The sequence below is a fragment of the Bacillus sp. AP8 genome (genome assembly GCF_000321185.1).
In the GTDB taxonomy this organism is placed as follows: Bacteria; Bacillota; Bacilli; order Bacillales; family DSM-1321; genus Bacillus_AD; species Bacillus_AD massilioanorexius.
Genome location: NZ_CAPG01000060.1, coordinates 22,680 through 40,588, shown reverse-complemented (window position 1 = coordinate 40,588; position 17,909 = coordinate 22,680). Strand labels below are relative to the sequence as shown.

Below are 17,909 nucleotides of genomic sequence, written 5' to 3'. Positions count from 1 at the left end.
TTTTTTGGTTTTTTAGAAGGGTTAAATAACTTAACGAAAGTAATGAAAAGAAATGCGTTTGGCTTCAGAAATTTTTCGCGTTTTAGAGCCCGTATTCTGCTTCATCACCAATATAAATCAATAGGCAATTCTATAGGGTAAAGGGCAGAGAAAAGTTCTCTACCCCAACACTTGAAAAAGAACCAATAAAAATGAGTCAAAATTCGAAAATGAATAAAGAAAAATATATGCATTTATACGGAGTACCTAAAGATATAATAAATAACAAAGCATGTTTTGATATAAAAAATCCTACTAATAATTATGATTATGTTTTTTTAGAGCACGTAAGTTTTACAAATGGTCTATGTATATATCACTAGGAAATAAAAATACTGGGGAATATAAATCGGTTGAAATCAATTCTTATAGGATTGATCGCATTATATATGAACTAGTTTAAATCGTAGTATCTCTTTTTAAATTGTCATTTAAAACTTATAGGTGGTTTATTTAGGAGTTATTATATTATTTAAAATGCAAAATTGAAGAATGGGACGATAAATAAACAATTAAATGAAACTAAGAAAATAATATGAGTGCAAAAATATTAGAAGAGCAATCTTTGGATTTAGTTATGTTTGAGGTAGTTGAAGATTTGTTGGAGGATTTAACTAAAAAATAAATATTATAGAAAAAGTCTACGTTGTCAGTTAATGTAAGCTTGATTAAATTAAAGAGAATGTTAGGAAATCTCAGTAGGGGAAGACAACAGAAACATATCTGATATATTTCTAAAAATAACTTTATTTTGCATTGGTAAATGAAGAAGGATTGTCTAGAGAAAAATTAATCGAAGTTGAAGACATATCGATTGAGTCAAATCTGGGGAAAGTACGTCAAGTATAATGGTAGTTTCAGTTGTCTATGGTTAAAGATCCTACCTTATCTTTTAAGTGTGTAAAAATAATAAATTAACTTCATGTATTATTAGAATTACTTGTGGCTGTATTTCTTGACAAACAACTCCAAAATATGTTAATAAAATATTAGCACTCTTATTATAAGAGTGCTAATTATCTTTTTTACATAGTGAGAGGAGAAAGAGGAATGGAAAAGAAGCAATTTCAGGCAGAGTCTAAAAGATTGTTAGATATGATGATTCACTCGATTTATTCTCAAAAGGAGATATTTTTACGTGAGTTGATTTCAAATGCTAGTGATGCCATTGATAAGATGTATTACAAAGCATTAACAGATTCAACGATTACATTCGATAGCAATGATTATTACATAAAAGTGACAGCTGACAAAGAAAATCGTACATTAACGATTGCTGATACAGGTATCGGTATGACGAAGGAAGAGTTGGAACAGCATTTAGGAACAATCGCCAAGAGTGGTTCGTTAGCTTTCAAAACTGAAAATGAAATCAAAGATGGCTATGATATTATCGGTCAATTTGGGGTTGGTTTCTATTCTTCCTTCATGGTAGCCGATGTTGTGACAGTTATGAGTAAAGCAGTGGACAGTGACCAAGCTTACAAATGGGAATCAGAAGGTGCAGATGGTTATACGATTGAACCTTGCGAGAAAGATCATGTTGGTACAACGATTATTTTAAAAATTAAAGAAAATGCGGAAGAAGAGAACTACGATGAGTATTTAGAACAATATCGTTTACAATCGATCATTAAGAAATATTCCGATTTCATTCGCTATCCAATTAAAATGGATGTTCAGAAAAATCGTTTGAAAGAAGGCAGCGAGGATGAATACGAAGAGTATTCAGAAGAAGAAATCGTTAATAGCATGGTTCCAATTTGGAAAAAGAATAAAAATGAATTAACAGATGCTGATTACGAGCAATTCTATCAAGAAAAGCGTTATGGCTTTGATAAGCCTATTCGACATGTACACATCAAGGTTGATGGAAATGTTCGTTACAATGCGATTCTTTATATTCCTGAAAGTATTCCATTCGATTACTATTCAAAAGAGTTTGAAAAAGGCCTGGAGCTTTATTCAAATGGTGTATTAATCATGGAAAAATGTCCTGATTTACTTCCGGATTACTTTAGCTTTGTCAAAGGTATGGTCGATTCAGAGGACTTATCTTTGAATATTTCGCGTGAAATCCTTCAGCAGGACAAGCAGTTAAAGTTCATTGCGAAAAACATTAAAAGTAAAATTAAAAAAGAACTGGAAAGCTTGCTGAAAAATGATCGTGAAAAGTATGAAGCCTTCTATAAATCATTTGGTCGACAATTAAAATTTGGGGCATATGAAAACTTTGGACAAGAAAAAGATGTTTTAAAAGATTTAATCATGTTCTACTCTTCTAAAGAGAAGAAGATGGTTACGTTACAAGAATATGTGGAACGCATGCCTGAAGACCAAAAATACATTTACTATGCAACAGGTGAGTCAGTAGAGCGTATTGATAAGCTACCACAAACAGAACTTGTAGCTGATAAAGGCTATGAAATCCTCTACTTAACAGAAGATGTTGATGAGTTCGTTGTGAAAATGCTCATGACATACAATGACAAAGAGTTTAAATCCGTTTCTAGTGGAGACCTAGGAATTGAAGATGACGGCAAGTCTGAACAGAAGGAAGAAGATAAAGAATTATTTAGCTTCATGAAAGATGTGCTAGATGGAAAAGTAAGTGAAGTAAAAGCTTCCAGCCGTTTGAAATCCTATCCAGTATGCTTAACAGCAGAAGGGGATGTTTCAATTGAAATGGAAAAAATTCTAAATGCGATGCCGAACAATCAACAAGTGAAGGCTAACAAAGTATTAGAAGTGAATGCCGATCATGAAGTATTCCAATCAATCAAAACAGCCTTCGAACAAGAGGATAAAGATAAAGTGAAGCTATTTACTAACTTATTATATAATCAAGCATTACTAATTGAAGGATTGCCAATTCAAGATCCGGTTCAATTTACGAATGATATTTGTAAAGTAATGATATAAGAAAATTGCAAGATAAAGTCCTATGGAGAATGCTCTCTATAGGGCTTTTTTCTATTAATCAAACGTTTGATTAATAGAAAAATCATTACAAAAAATAGGCTAAAGGACCTTATAAAACCACAGCTCTTTTTAAACATATAAACCTATCATCACTTGTTTAATGTTTATAATTTATTTACTATTCGTATTGAGAGATTCTGGAAGAGTAATAATAGAATCTACTACTATAAGAATCAAAAGGAGAGTGTGAGATGAAAGCAAAAGCTTGGAAAAAAGGAACGAAGCTATTTCTGGTTTGGATGATGACGATGTTATTTATTTTACCAGCGAATGTTTCGAAGGCTGAAACAACCATCTCTGTAGCAGATGCGATAGCGAATAATAGTGGAACAAAAACAGTGGAAGGTTATATAGTTGCCTATACAGCAGGTGTAAAAAGCTATACCTTTACACCACCATTTAGAGATGACACGAATTTTGCTTTAGCTGATTCACCAAATGAAAAAGACATCACAAAGCTTTTACCTGTTCAATTAACATCATCTTATCGAGCGGCATTTGGATTAAATTCAAATCCAACGAATATCGGGAAAAAAGTGGCGGTTACGGGTAGTTTAGAAGCTTATTTTTCTACCCCAGGATTAAAATCACCAAGCAGTATGACTTTCAAAGAGGGTGGCACCATTCCAGCTAAAGCGGAAAAAGCAGAAGCTTCAATATCACCAGGTGCGATTAGTGCTGGAACGAAACTAACGCTTTCTACTAAAACAGAAAATGCAAAGATTTACTATACAACAGATGGAACGAACCCAACGACAGAGAGCACACTTTACACGAGTCCAATTACGATTAATAGTGATTTAACTATTAAAGCAATTGTTGTAGCAACGAATATCCAAAATAGTGATATCGTAACTTTTTCATATAAGATTGCTCGAACAGATTTACGCATTCATCATATTCAAGGAGCAAGTCATTATTCACCTTATGAAAATCAATATGTAGCCGATCTCCAAGGGATTGTGACATTTGTTGTAGATGATAATAACTTTTACATGCAGGATCAAAAACCAGATCGCAACGAAAAAACATCTGAAGGTATCCTCGTCTATAAAAAAGGACATGGAGTGAAAACAGGGGATGTAGTGAAAGCAAATGGTCAAATAAAAGAATATGTTCTAGAGGGCTATTCAGATAAATTACAAACGGATTTACCTGTGACAGAAATTAATGCTTCATCTGTCAGAGTAGTAGCGAGTAATCAAAAGCTCCCTAAACCGGTGAAAATCAATAAAGATTATAAGCAACCAACAAAAATCATTGATAATGATCAGTTCAAACAATTCGATCCACGTCAGGATGGGATTGATTATTATGAAAGCTTAGAAGGTATGTTTGTACAAATTGAAGAACCGAAAGTCATTGCACCACAAAATTACGGCGAGTTATATGTTGTTCAAAAGAAAATAAAAACCAATACGTCTTCCGGCGGACTGAAAATTACAAAAGATGACTATAATCCAGAGAGAGTTATTGTAGACATTGATGATCAGAACTATGTGACAAAAACGGGCGATTATTTTAAAGGAGATATTACGGGTGTTGTCAGCTATGGCTTCAGTAACTTCAGAGTACTAAGCAAAAAGAAAAGTCTCCCTAAATTAATAGATGGAAAGACAAAACAAGAAAAGACAAAACTCTATGGCGATAAGAAAAAATTAACGATTGCTTCTTATAATGTTGAAAATTTCTCAACGAAAACGAGTGATGCGAAGGTAACGAAATTGGCGCAAGCAATCGTTCAAAATCTTAATAAGCCAGATATCGTTGGTTTAACAGAGGTGCAGGATAACGATGGTAGCACCAATAGTGGCAATACAGATGCAACGGAAAGCTACAAGCTATTAATTGATAAAATCAAGCAATTGGGCGGTCCAGAGTATGCCTTTACAGATATCGCACCAATGAATAATCAAGATGGAGGCGCTCCTGGAGGAAATATTCGTGTCGGTTTCCTTTATAATAAAGCACGAGTATCAATGGCAGATGCACCGAAAGGCTCAGCAACAGAAGCAGTGTCGTACAAAAATGGCAAACTAACATTGAATCCAGGTAGAATTGATCCAACAAATGAAGCGTTTAATGAAAGTAGAAAGCCACTAGCTGCGCAATTTATCTTTAATAAAGAAAGCTATATTGTTGTAGCAAACCACTTTAATTCAAAAGGTGGAGATCAGCCTTTATTCGGGAAGAATCAGCCTCCAGTTTTAAAAAGTGAAGTTCAACGATTGAAAATTGCCAAAATCGTAAACGGCTTTGTGAAAGATGTGAAGTCCAAGGATAAAAATGCAAATGTCATTCTTCTTGGAGACTTTAATGATTTTGAGTTTTCGGCGCCGCTACAAACTTTAAAAGGCAAAGAGTTAACGAATATGATTGAAAAAGTATCAGAAAAAGAACGCTACACGTATTTATACCAAGGAAACTCTCAGGTGCTCGATCATATTTTAGTATCGAATAACCTATCTCGTTCTACGAAGGTAGATATCGTTCATATTAATTCTGCTTTTATGGAACAGCACGGACGTGCAAGTGATCACGATCCTGTTTTAATTCAAATCGGGAAATAAGATTGTAGTAATGACTAAATAAGTGGGAGAAAAGTGCTGCTAGCCTTATACTAGCAGCACTTTTTATATTTAATAGAAAAATCTTTGAATATATAGTGAGGGACATTAATAGTATGAAATAAATAGTCTTTCAAATTTACGAAAAGGAATGCTCATATGATTACGATTAATAAGCTGGTGAAATCATTTGGTTCTCATGTCGTTCTTAATGGCATCGATTTGTCTATTAATGAAAAAGAAGTCGTAGTGGTGATTGGTAGCAGTGGCTCAGGAAAGAGTACCTTGCTTCGCTGTATTAACTTTCTTGAGTTATATGATTCGGGAGAAATGATTTTTCGTGGAGAGAAGATTCATCCATTGAAGACAAACCTTAACGAAGTGAGAAAACAAATTGGCATGGTCTTTCAGCATTTTCATTTATTTCCGCATAAGACTGTATTAGAGAATATTACGGAAGCTCCTCTCTATGTGAAAAAAATGGACAAGACTCAAGCTCAAGAAATAGCTTTAGAATTACTAAAGAAAGTAGGGCTGTTGGAAAAAGCAGATGCATATCCAAGAAGTCTATCAGGTGGCCAACAACAGAGAATTGCAATTGCACGTGCGCTTGCTATGAAGCCTTCGGTCATGCTATTTGATGAACCGACGTCGGCACTCGATCCAGAGTTAGTTGGCGAGGTGTTACAAGTCATGAAGCAGCTCGCTCGTGAAGGGATGACGATGGTCGTAGTTTCTCATGAAATGGGTTTTGTTCGCGAAGTAGCAGATCGAGTCATTTTTATGAGTGAAGGAAAGATATTGGAAGAAGGAGCACCGGCACAGTTTTTTACCAATCCGCAACATGAAAAAACGAAACAGTTTCTTAGCAGTATTTTATAAGGAGGATGACGATGAGAAGGTATAAATGGTTTCAGTCTATTGTTTTATTAGTCGTTTTGTCAGTATTCCTAGTGGCTTGTAGCAGTTCAGATAAAGGGAAAGAGAAGGGAAATGCTACTGATAAAGAGGAATTCAAATTTGCGATGAGTGGATTATATAAACCGTTTAATTTTAAAGAAAAGGGTCAATTAGTAGGATTTGATGTGGAAATCGGTGAAGCGTTAGCAGAGAAAATGGGAATGAAAGCTGTACCGTCAACAAATCCTTGGGAAACATTAATTCAAGGATTACAAGCAGAGAAATATGATGCAATTTTAGCCAGCATGACCATTACAGATGAAAGATTGAAGTCGGTCAACTTTACAAAGCCATATTATCAATCAGGAGCACAAATTTTTGTTGCTGATAAGAATTCTGCCATTACTTCTAAAGAAGATTTAAAAGGGAAAAAGATTGGTGTTGTTAAGGCGAGCACGTTTAAAGAATTTGCTTTAACTTTTACAGATTCTAGTCTCGTGACGGAATATGATAGCGATATTACAGCTCTCATGGATTTGCCAACGGGCAGATTAGATGCCGTCATAACGGATCAAATGGTCGGTTTTAGGGTTATAAAAGAAGATGCTATTAAAATTAAAGATGTCGGCGAGCTCTTATCTAGCGACGATCAAGCCATTGCTGTTCGAAAAGACGATGATCAGCTTCTTGAAAAATTAAATAAAGCACTCGATGAAATAATCAAAGATGGAACCTACGATAAAATCAGTCAAAAATGGTTTGGAAGAAATATTTTAGGAGAATAATAAGCCTTTTATGGTAGGTGATTATTATTATAGATATATTCGTCAATACGTATCCAACCTTTTTACAAGCAGCGCTAGTTACCTTGAAATTAACATTGGTTTCTTTATTATTAGGTAGTTTCATTGGTTTAGTATTTTCGCTGTTTAGAGTGTCCAATAAAAAATGGCTGGACGGTATAGCTGTATTTTATATCGGCTTAATCCGAGGAACGCCGTTAATTGTCCAAATCGCGATTCTTTATTTTGGAATTGCTTCCTTTGTTACATTGTCGCAATTTTGGGCAGGGGCGATTGCGTTAGCTATTCATAACGGAGCCTATATCACAGAAATATTTCGCGGTTCGATTCAATCTATCGATAAAGGACAGATGGAAGCAGGGCGTTCTTTAGGAATGACGTATTTTACAACAATGCGACGCATTATTTTTCCACAAGCATTTAAGCGAGCGATTCCACCATTAGGAAACCAATTTATTATCGGCCTAAAAGATTCCTCTTTAGTCGCCTACGTTGGAATGGCGGACTTATGGGGAACAGCATTAAGTGAGGCAGCCTCGAATTTCAAACAGCTCGAAACGTATATGGTCGTTGGACTTTATTATTTAATACTCGTATTAATTTTTACCTTTATTGTTAGAAAAATAGAAAAGAAAATGGACGTGGAATATAAAAGAATCTAATCAAACGTTTGATTAATACATGCAATAATGGCTCAAACGCAAATTTATTAAGAATGAAAACAAAAGTAGGGGAGATAGACGCATGATCCTCCGATTTAGACGCAAAAAATAGTCAAACAGACGCAAAAAACTATAGTTTAGACGCATAATGACTAAATTGAAAAAATAACAAATAAAAAAGGAGAAAACCTTAGGTTTTCTCCTTTTTTTTCTGTCTTATTTCTTAACAACAACAGTGGATGCTTTGCTTTCGTTTTGTGAAGCATCTTTTGCTGTTACGCTAATCTTTGTTCCAGCTTTTTGCTTGGCAATTTTAATTTCAAATGCTCCATTAGATTTGGCAGTGGCGGTACCGATGATTTTTGTTCCTACTTTAGCCGTTACAGTAGCGTTTGCTTCTGTTTTGCCTTTAACAGAAGTGGATTTTTCTGATACGGCATATAATTTAGGTGCATTTGGAGGTGTTACATCACGATCCTGCCATTTTTTATAGTCATCTAGAATTTTGAAAATGTTTTTTGCTTGGTCTGTATTATCAATTAAACCAGCAAATTTTTCACTGCTAGGTCCATAAGCGATAACAGGAACTTCTTCACCAGTATGTCCGCCAGTAGTCCAGCCAGTGAAAGAACGTGTATCATAAATTTTTTCAATCGCATTATCGATTGTTGTGATGTCCATTTTCCCGTTAACAGGAGCTGTCGCATCTTTAACAGATTTGATTTCTGCTGCTGTTAAAGATAATCCACTGTATTTATTTAATACGTCTTCCACTTTTTCACCTTTTACAATTTGCTCTGCCATGTAATCAGGTGTACGTTTTGCGCTTTTAATTGGTTCAGCAAACCAGTTATATTCTCCTCTTGCCCCCATTGAGAAGCCTCCAGTCGAGTGGTCAGCTGTTGTCACAACTAAAGTATGCTTGTCTTTTTTCGCAAAATATAAAGCAGCTTTCAGTGCTTTATCGAAATCTTCCATTTCACTCATTGCGGCCACGATATCATTATCATGTCCAGCCCAATCGATTTGAGAGCCTTCTACCATTAAGAAAAAGCCATCTTTATCTTTATTTAAACGCTTAATAGCAGCATTTGTCATTTCTTCTAATGAAGGAAGATCTTCAGTACGGTCTATCATTTTAGGCATGCCGCCATCTGCGAATAAGCCCAAAATTTGATCGTTTGAATCATTTAACAAGTCTTTTTTATTGGTTACATAGCTATAGCCATCTTTTTTAAATTCATTAATTAAGTTACGATCTTTACGTTGGAAGTTCGTTAACCCTCCACCTAGTAATACATCCACCTTATGATTGCCATCGATTAATTCATCGTAATAATCATCGGCAATCTGATCCATATTTTTTCGAGATTCATCATGTGCGCCGAATGAGGCTGGTGTTGCATGAGTAATTTCAGAAGTAGCGACAAGTCCTGTTGACTTACCGATTGCTTTGGCTTCCTCTAAAACAGTTTTGACTTCTTTCTTGTCAACATCGACAGCAATCGCGTTATTATACGTTTTGACACCAGCCGACATAGCCGTTGCTGCAGAAGCAGAGTCGGTAATATTTTGAGCATGATCATCTGGATAAGTTGTTTGTAAACCAACAATATACTCATCAAAAGTTGTTTTTTCAATTTGTTTCGTGTTCAGGTTATCCTTCATATAACGATGTGCAGTTAAATATGGAACACCCATGCCATCGCCAATTAAGAAAATGACATTTTTTACTTCAGGTTCCTTTGTTTTTGCTTTTGCATGTTCCTCTGGGGCATTCATACCGGCGAATAGTCCAACTGCTAAAGAAGATACAACGGCAAATGGAATAACTTTTGACTTTAAAGACTTATTAAACATCTATGAGCCTCCTTGTGAATAAACACATATTTGATTACAACCAATATTTTAATAGATGTTTATTAAGGGAATATTAGGTAATTGTAAAATCTGATTTTACAAACTATTCTATATTAATAGAGTTATGTGATAATTATTGGAAAAGTCTTAACAAAATTATCGTGCTTCTAGTTGGAAAAAATATTCGCTATTGAAAGAAGTCAATAAAGATTTGGTTCGTTAGTCCGATATAAAAAGAGATGGATTATTTTAAATCATTTGTAAAATGGTTAATTACATGAACACATAATGAGAAGACAAAGATCTCATTTGATAGATAAATAGTAAAATACCGGTAAAATCCGCTAGACTCGATGGATATTTTTTAAATGAGGAGATTGTAAGATGAAGAAACAATCGAACGTGATGAATAAATTTATGGTTGCCTCGGTCAGTACAGCTTTAATTGCAACATCGGTTGCTCCGATTGGATATGCAGCTTCCTTTAAGGATGTAAGCTCGTCCTATAAAGATGCGGTAAACTACTTAAGCTCTAAAGGAGTGGTTGGCTTTTCGCAAAGCCATTTTGGTGTAGACAAAAAAATTAAACGAGTAGATGCTGCTGTCATGCTAGCAAAGGTACTGAATTTAGATATTTATAGTGCGGAAAATTCCGGCTTTAAAGACGTTCCAAAGCGTGCAGTTCCATATGTCAATGCATTGAAAGAAGTAGGGATTGTACAAGGAGTCTCACCTGCTATTTTTAATTCCAATAGTTTAGTGACTCGCGGAGAAATAGCGATGATGATTCAAAGAACATATGGATTAGTAGGAACATCCAAAATTCCATTTAAAGATGTTCCAGCAGCCTTTAAATCCGCCGTTACAGCGTTATATGACAACAATATTATTAAAGGTATTTCAAAGAATAAATTCGGAACAGGCTTACCTGTAAAGCGTGGTGATTATGCCAATATCCTTTATCGCGTAAGTAACCTTGATACGAACTTTCCAAATCCAGATTTCCCTAAAACATTTGATATTGTAGAGGCACAGTTTGTGAACGAAACAACTGTTGAAGTGATGTTCTCAAAGGATGTCGATTCTATTAGTGCTAGTAATTTTTCTATTCCAACTGCGACGGTTACAGCTGTGAAGCTTAATAGTAGCAATAAGAAGATTGTTACGTTAACCGTTAAAGATCTAGTGTATTCTCAATCTTATGTAGTAAGAGCTTCTGGAGTAAAGGTGAATAAAGTTGCTCAGCCAACAGTATCAGCCAACTTTAGAAGTGATGCGCCTCCAGCGGCCGTTAAAGTAAATAATGTTCGATTCGTAAATACGAAAGAGATTGAAGTAGAGTTTTCTAGAGCGGTAGATGCTGTAAAAGCAAATAACTTCTCGATTGACGGTGTAGCTGTTACAGCGGCGAAATTAAGTAAGGATCATAAGGTTGCGACATTAACACTGAAAGAGCTAGCTTATAGTACGACCTATGTACTGAAAGTCGATGGAATAAGAGCATATGCTTTATTGCAGCCGGCTGTTTCTACCGTTTTTACGAGTAATCCAGGACCGAATGGAGCTTATATAGCTGGTGTGAATTACTTAACAAATACAGAAATGGATGTAATCTTTGCGAAGCCTGTCGATTCGGTTAGTATAAAGAACTTCTCTATTCCTGGTGTTACCATAACGGCAGCTAAGCTAGGAGCAGATAAAAAGACCGTAAGGCTAACAGTTAAACAGTTTGCTTTTAGTACTAGATATACGATTACTTCTACTGGAGTTAAACAGAATGGAGTTGTACAAGCCTCATCCTCTTACTCATTTTGGAGTGGACCTGTACCTTATGGGATTAAGATGACGAAAGCATCTTATCTAAGTCCAACGGAAGTAGAAGTAGAATTTAGCAGTATGATTGATGCCGTAAAAGCAACCAATTTCACTATTGATGGTGCTAAGGTTTCATCTGCAAAGTTAAGCACAGATCGCAAGAAGGTAACGTTAAAGGTAAGTGAGCTTTATCCAGGAAAAACCTATAAGGTAACAGCTATTAGTATTAGAGCTCAAGGCATTATACAAGATAATTCAACGATTAGCTTTAATACGCCTACAGCACCCTCTAATGTCAAAATTAAATCAGCAACCTATGTGAACGAAACTCAGGTTTCTGTCGTGTTTACTTTACCAGTAGATGGCGTGAAGAACACGAACTTTTTAGTGAAAAAGAAAGATGGCACAGATTGGATTGCAGATACTGTTGTGACGGCAGCAAAAATGAGTGCGGATAAGCGGACTGTTTTACTGACAGTTCAAGGAATGGAGCCTTCTCAAGTCTATCAGGTTGAAGCTTTTGGCATTAAGCTAGCTGGTATCACACAGGCTAGCATGGACTCGCTTCCATTTAATACACCTGAAGCACCTAAAGATGCAAATATTGAATCAGCTGTAAGCAAAACGAAAACACAAGTTGAAGTGAAATTTCCAAAGGCGATTGATGCTGTAAAGCCTGAAAATTTCTCAATTGATGGTGTAATGGTATTAAAGGCTACTTTGAATAGTGATCGTAGAACGGTTGTCCTTACGGTTAGTGATTTGGATTATTATACAGAAGCGAATAAGAAGCAGTACACTGTTGTAGCCAAAATGATTAAAATCAACGGTAAAACACAATCAAGTTCTTCTAAGACGTTCGATGCTCCTGTTGAACCGAAAGAAGTAGAAATTACTGAAGTGAAGTATTTATCTCAAACACAAGCTGAAGTGAAATTCTCAAGAGAAATCGATGCTGTAAAGACAACAAACTTTGTCCTTAATGCGATAGATGTTGATGGAAATGTAGTAGATGAGCTAAAGGTAAAAACCGTTAAGTTAGATGCCAATAAGAAAACCGTGCTGTTAACATTTAATGAACTGGATTATGTGAAGCCTCAGAATGATGGAAGTTTAAAGAATAATTATCGTATTACAGCAACGAAAATCTACGCAAATAAAGAGCTACAGCCAGACAGTCAAAAAGATTTTAGAAGTGCAGCTGTTGACGAGGTTTGGGAGCTGTTCATTACACCGAAAACGATTGTGCAGCAGCCGAATCGATCGACTGAAATTGCAGTAGATTTCATGCTATTAAATAAACAAACTGGAAAAGTTGATACAACAGCCAATGATATTCTTCTAGGATTAAGTGTTAAGGATGGTATATTTGCTGAAAAAACCATCATTATGAAAGGTGGAAAGGCATCAACCATTATAACAGTCCCTGTTAATATAACGGATGATACCGTTGAATTGACAACGAATATGATTAAGCTACCAACCTCACACTCTTATTTGGATCAGCTGTTGAAAGGTGGAAATGTAAAGGTTGATATTCCAATTAAAGCGAAGAATCCAGATTTTGAAATTACGAGGGTTCAAGGCTTTGCTATGGAGGATGGCAGTGGAACGATTGAAATCACGTTCTCTGGACCTGTTCAAATCAGTAATGCTATATCACCTGATAACTATACGTTAGATGGTAAGAAACTAGATGAAATTGCAGGAACAAAAGTAACAGCTGCTGATAATAATGGAAATGTTAGCGATGGTTACGAAAAAATCGTGATTACAGTACCTGAAAAAACATTGAAAGTTGGCACAAGTTATTCAATTACGATTGATGGTAGCAAGATTATTTCCAACAACTTCGGCAAGCCATTAGTAGGAGAAACACATCACTTCTTTATTGCAGAAAAAGTGGTAGTAGAGGAAGAACCAGATAAGACGAAATAAAGTGAATGTTTAACAATCGATGAGGGCTTTTCTAAATCCCTCATCGATTCCTAAGAAGTTTTCATGAGCTCTTAGTTTGAAGAAGAAACCTTAGGATTTTCGAGAACGAAAAGGTGTAAGAAAATCAAGGAGGGAATATGTTTTGATGAAGAAAAAGATAAAAAGTATGACAGCTGTATTGTTTTCAACTATTTTGATAGTATCAACGATTATTAGTGGAACAGGTGTAGCTTTTGCTGAAGAAACGACAGAACCAGAAGTGGATCAAACACCACCTGCCATTCAATCTATTAAAGATGTATTTGAAACATCAACGTACATAGAAGGTCAAGTAAGTGAGTCAGCTAGTATTGTGGCTTCAACATCAAATGATGGTGGACAAACATGGAATAATATAGGGAAAGCCATCAAAACCGATGATCAAAATAAATTTACTATTCAATTAGAAGCTAAGCTTGCCATTGGTACGCATGTAAAAATTATTGCGGTAGATGCAAGTAAAAATAAAAGCAATAAAACGATTATTGTAAAAGCAGATGTAACAGCTCCTAAATTGCTTAATGATATCGCTGTGAAAAATACTGGAGCAAACACCATTTTTTCTGGGCAGCTTAATGAAGTGGGTACTGTAGATATATTAGATAACGGAGTATCGTTGTTACCATCAGCAGTAGAGACTGAAGCTGATGGCTCGTTTACTGTGACTGTCCCCTTTCAAAAAGAAAATAAAAAATTAAGTTTCGTTTTAAAAGATAAAGCTGTACATAACAATGAATCGAAAATCGTCGTAACAGTGCCAGACGTAACGGCGCCGACGATTTCTCCAGTTGGAGATGTCTTCAATACAAGTAAGCTTATTACAGGAACAGTAAGTGAAAAAGCAATCGTAACTGCTACGGTAGGCGACGTCATCATTGGACAAGCTACTTCCGTTATTAATAACAAAACGGACGAATATGATTTTGCTATTAATTTGGCTGATTTCCAGGAATTCGGAACAGTGATTACAATACAAGCGGTGGATTTTGCCAAACCGAAAGCATTAGAAAGTACTATTCAAAATATTGAAGTGAAAAAGGATACATCAGATATAGAGTGGGCTGAAGCGGATAAGGTACCTGTTATTACAGAAAACACAACCGTTGTAACAGGTAAGGTCAATAAAGCGGCTACGGTACAACTTTTTGTAAATGATGAGCCTCTAAATGCAACACCGACTGCAACAGATGCTTATGGAAATTTTAAAATGAACATTGCTAAGCAGAAAGCGGGAACAATCGTAAAGGTAGAAGTAAAAGATCATAATGGAAATACACCTAAGGTAGAAAATATAAAAGTAAAAGATGTTACGGCTCCAACCATTAAGGTAACAAGTGTCTATGACACTTCGCGAACCATTGAAGGTCAAGTGAGTGAACCTGCGAAAGTGAAAATTGAAACATCTACAGATGGTGGCAAGAAATGGGTAGTTGTGAAAAAGCCTTCAGTAGACAGTATCGATACAGATTTAGATAATAATTTTTCGTTTGTACTCAAAAACAAATTGACTAAAAATACAAAATTGAAAATAACCGCTATTGATGGTGACGAAAATGAAGGTCTAGCATCCGCAACGGTTAAAGAAGATTTTGTTGCACCTAAATTAGTGGAACCTAAAAAACTAGTGATTTTTGATGAGGAAGATACCGAAATTGAAGGAACATTAAGCAAAGAGGGGAAAGTAGACGTCTTAGCAAATGGGAAATCTGTTGTTGTAGATGGAAAAGTGACAACTGACGAAGATGGCTATTTCAAATTGACTGTGAAAAAACAAGTTGCTAATACAAAGCTTACCTTTGTCTTTGAAAATATGAAAACGAGTAAACCAGCTAAATCACAGTTAATTGTGACAGTACAAGATTCAACGGTTCCGGTTATTAACGCTGCGAATACGATTGTTATTAAAAATACCGATAAAGCCATTACGGGTACAGTAAGTGAGCCATCTGTCATAACGGCTACTGTTGCTGGGAAATCCATTGGAAAAGCAACAGTAAAAAGTGCGACAAAGAATGAATATAAGTTTTCTATTCCTTTGAAAACTTATTTAGAAGAGGGTACGGAAGTCATTCTACAAGCAAAAGATCATGCGAAGCCTAAGGCATTAGAAAGTGAACTTTATCCTATTACAGTTGTTATGGATACGACGAAGCCTAAACTAGTAACACCATTGCCAAGCTCGATTACGGATAAAGCTACCTCGATTTCAGGGAAAGTAGATAAAGAAGCGACAGTTCAGCTATTTGTGGATGGGGAACCTATTACGAAGAAGCCTGTAGCAACGAGTGCATCCGGAAACTTCAAGGTTACCTTTTCAAAACAACCAGCCGGCACAAAAATTCAAGTAGTCATTATTGATTATGCAGGTAATCAGATGGATGGCGAAGTGACAATTCAAGTAAGTGATACAACACCTCCAGTCATTAAAAAAGTAAATACGGTTTATGATACATCCGCTTATATTGAAGGACAATTGTCAGAACCGGGAATAATAACAATAAAAACATCGACTGGTCAAATCGTATGGCAAGGAACGGATCTAGATACGGATTTTGAAAATATGTTCAAAATCAAATTAAATAAAGCCTTAGCTAAAAATACAAAACTACAAATTCTTGCGAAAGATGAAGCAGGAAATACAAGTAAATCTTATAGTGTAACGGTTAAAGAAGATCGTACGGCTCCTAAATTAATCGATCCAAAGAAAATGGAAGTTTATGATAAAGAAACAGTTGTCGACGGTTATTTAAGTAAAAAAGGAACGGTCGATGTATTAGAGAATGGTGTAAGCATTTTAGATAAAAAAGTGAAGACGAGAGATGACGGTTATTTTGTCGTAACGATACCAGCTAAAAAAGCCGATACCAAATTAGTATTTGTATTTGAGGATACGAAAGCGGGTAAACCGAATAAAGCTCAGGTAACAGTTACGGTTTTAGATGGTACCAAACCAGTTATCGAGTCTGTTGAAGATATTTTTACTAATAGTAGTACGATTAAGGGAATTGTCAGTGAAGCGGCTACTGTAACGGCAACAGTGAATGGAAAATCGATTGGAAAGTATACCATTAAAAAAACGAATGAAGCAGGAGTATATGAATTCGTTATTCCTATTTCGAAAACCGCGAAACTAGAAACAGATACGGAAATTGAACTGATTGCAAAAGATTTTGCTAAACCAAGAGCTCTTGAAAGCGAATTGAGAATTGAAAAGGTGAAATAAGAAATGGAGGGTGTCCAAAAATGGACACCCTCTTCTATTTTATGTAAGTTTTGTATTCTTCTTAAGCTTAATTAAAATGTATAGGACAAAGCGCGTAACAGTAAAAATGTACTTACAGCAAACAGTCCATAACAAGGAGATCATATAAAGCATGGGGCATCCGAAAAGAGATAAAAATCTTCTTTTCAGACAGCCCTGTTCTTTTTATTGAAAAGCAGAGTCGTTATGTAAGTCTGCTTTCAACCTCTTGACATACTTCTTCAGCCGATAAACCATCGGCGCTAATGACAGCCCCTTGCATCGTTGCATCTTGCATACCCATCACATTTTTATCCATTCCGGAAATCACACAGCAATCACAGTTTTGTGTGTCATACTCTTGCTTTAATTCAATCACATCATGTCCTTTTTCACGTAATGCTTGTGTGACTGCAGTTAAAGATTGCTCAACACCTATTTTAGCCATTTAATCCACCTCCTCTTTATTTCTTAAAATGTCCAATCTAGAGGTAAATATGCTTTGTGAGATGATCAATTACTCATAGTAATATTGGAAGATTGTCCTAATCAGGATTCCTGCGAAAGGAATCCCAACGTGCTGTACTTTATAATGAAAGTGCTTGTAAATATTAGAATAATCATCATTAACAAGTGATAAAGGGGAGAGATAAGTATGTATGATGCAGATGTCATGGTTATTGGAGTAGGTCATAATAAATCAAAAGTCTTGTCAAAGTTCTTTTTTAATCAAACGTTTGATTAAAAATAACCAGCTAAATATAGGTAAACGCGAATGTATCGAGTTAAGACGCAAAAAATAGATAAACTGACGCAAAGGATAAGCTAATAGACGCATAAATTCTAAAGTAGAAGTCAAAGTGTTAGAGAATGAAATCATGAATCGAACTTTTTAAAGGATAATTGTAAAAATAGTGTATTAATACTTAATTTTGGTAGAGTTTTCGTTTAGAATAGAGAATGAACAGATGGAAATGTTAGATTACATCTCAAAATTCATGCTCTATTACATATACATACATTTACATAATCATCACTAGGGAAGAGATAGACAAGCAGTCTG

General features: G+C 35.5%; 9 protein-coding genes and 2 pseudogenes. 8 read left to right on the top strand and 3 right to left on the bottom strand.

The features are described from left to right. From BN349_RS25445 to BN349_RS24035, 6 genes are all read left to right on the top strand, one after another. Nucleotides 1-141 (top strand): transposase (locus BN349_RS25445; protein ID WP_148335159.1); only part of this gene is annotated, 141 nt, incomplete at its 5' end. 948 nt (nucleotides 142-1,089) lie between these two features. Further along, complete coding sequence (gene htpG / locus BN349_RS14860) at nucleotides 1,090-2,961, top strand: molecular chaperone HtpG (RefSeq protein WP_019243120.1); 1,872 nt, start codon at nucleotides 1,090-1,092, stop codon at nucleotides 2,959-2,961. A 251-nt stretch (nucleotides 2,962-3,212) separates the two neighbouring features. Beyond that, complete coding sequence (locus BN349_RS14855) at nucleotides 3,213-5,591, top strand: DUF6359 domain-containing protein (protein WP_019243119.1); 2,379 nt, start codon at nucleotides 3,213-3,215, stop codon at nucleotides 5,589-5,591. A 156-nt stretch (nucleotides 5,592-5,747) separates the two neighbouring features. Further along, nucleotides 5,748-6,470, top strand: coding sequence for an amino acid ABC transporter ATP-binding protein (locus BN349_RS14850; RefSeq protein ID WP_019243118.1), 723 nt, complete (start codon nucleotides 5,748-5,750; stop codon nucleotides 6,468-6,470). An 11-nt stretch (nucleotides 6,471-6,481) separates the two neighbouring features. Further along, nucleotides 6,482-7,273, top strand: a complete 792-nt coding sequence (locus tag BN349_RS14845; RefSeq protein ID WP_019243117.1) for an ABC transporter substrate-binding protein — start codon at nucleotides 6,482-6,484, stop codon at nucleotides 7,271-7,273. Nucleotides 7,274-7,299: 26 nt separating this feature from the next. Further along, nucleotides 7,300-7,953 (top strand): amino acid ABC transporter permease, encoded by a 654-nt coding sequence (locus BN349_RS24035; protein WP_081591251.1) that lies wholly within the window; start codon nucleotides 7,300-7,302, stop codon nucleotides 7,951-7,953. 216 nt (nucleotides 7,954-8,169) lie between these two features. Here BN349_RS24035 and BN349_RS26770 read toward each other — a convergent pair. Beyond that, a pseudogene (locus BN349_RS26770) lies at nucleotides 8,170-8,400 on the bottom strand (Ig-like domain-containing protein); the annotation flags it as partial. Nucleotides 8,401-8,424: 24 nt separating this feature from the next. Then, nucleotides 8,425-9,813: pseudogene (locus tag BN349_RS14835) on the bottom strand (alkaline phosphatase); the annotation flags it as partial. 384 nt (nucleotides 9,814-10,197) lie between these two features. Here BN349_RS14835 and BN349_RS14830 point away from each other — a divergent pair. Together BN349_RS14830 and BN349_RS14825 are read left to right on the top strand one after the other, a co-directional pair. Next, nucleotides 10,198-13,566, top strand: coding sequence for an S-layer homology domain-containing protein (locus tag BN349_RS14830; protein ID WP_019243114.1), 3,369 nt, complete (start codon nucleotides 10,198-10,200; stop codon nucleotides 13,564-13,566). Between the two features lie 145 nt (nucleotides 13,567-13,711). Further along, nucleotides 13,712-16,828 (top strand): Ig-like domain-containing protein, encoded by a 3,117-nt coding sequence (locus BN349_RS14825; RefSeq protein ID WP_187370300.1) that lies wholly within the window; start codon nucleotides 13,712-13,714, stop codon nucleotides 16,826-16,828. Nucleotides 16,829-17,051: 223 nt separating this feature from the next. On the opposite strand, the gene BN349_RS14820 is transcribed toward BN349_RS14825, so the two are convergent. Beyond that, nucleotides 17,052-17,294 carry a YkuS family protein gene (locus BN349_RS14820; RefSeq protein WP_019243112.1) on the bottom strand — a complete coding sequence of 81 codons (243 nt, stop codon included), beginning with the start codon at nucleotides 17,292-17,294 and terminating at the stop codon, nucleotides 17,052-17,054. Nucleotides 17,295-17,909 lie beyond the last annotated feature (615 nt).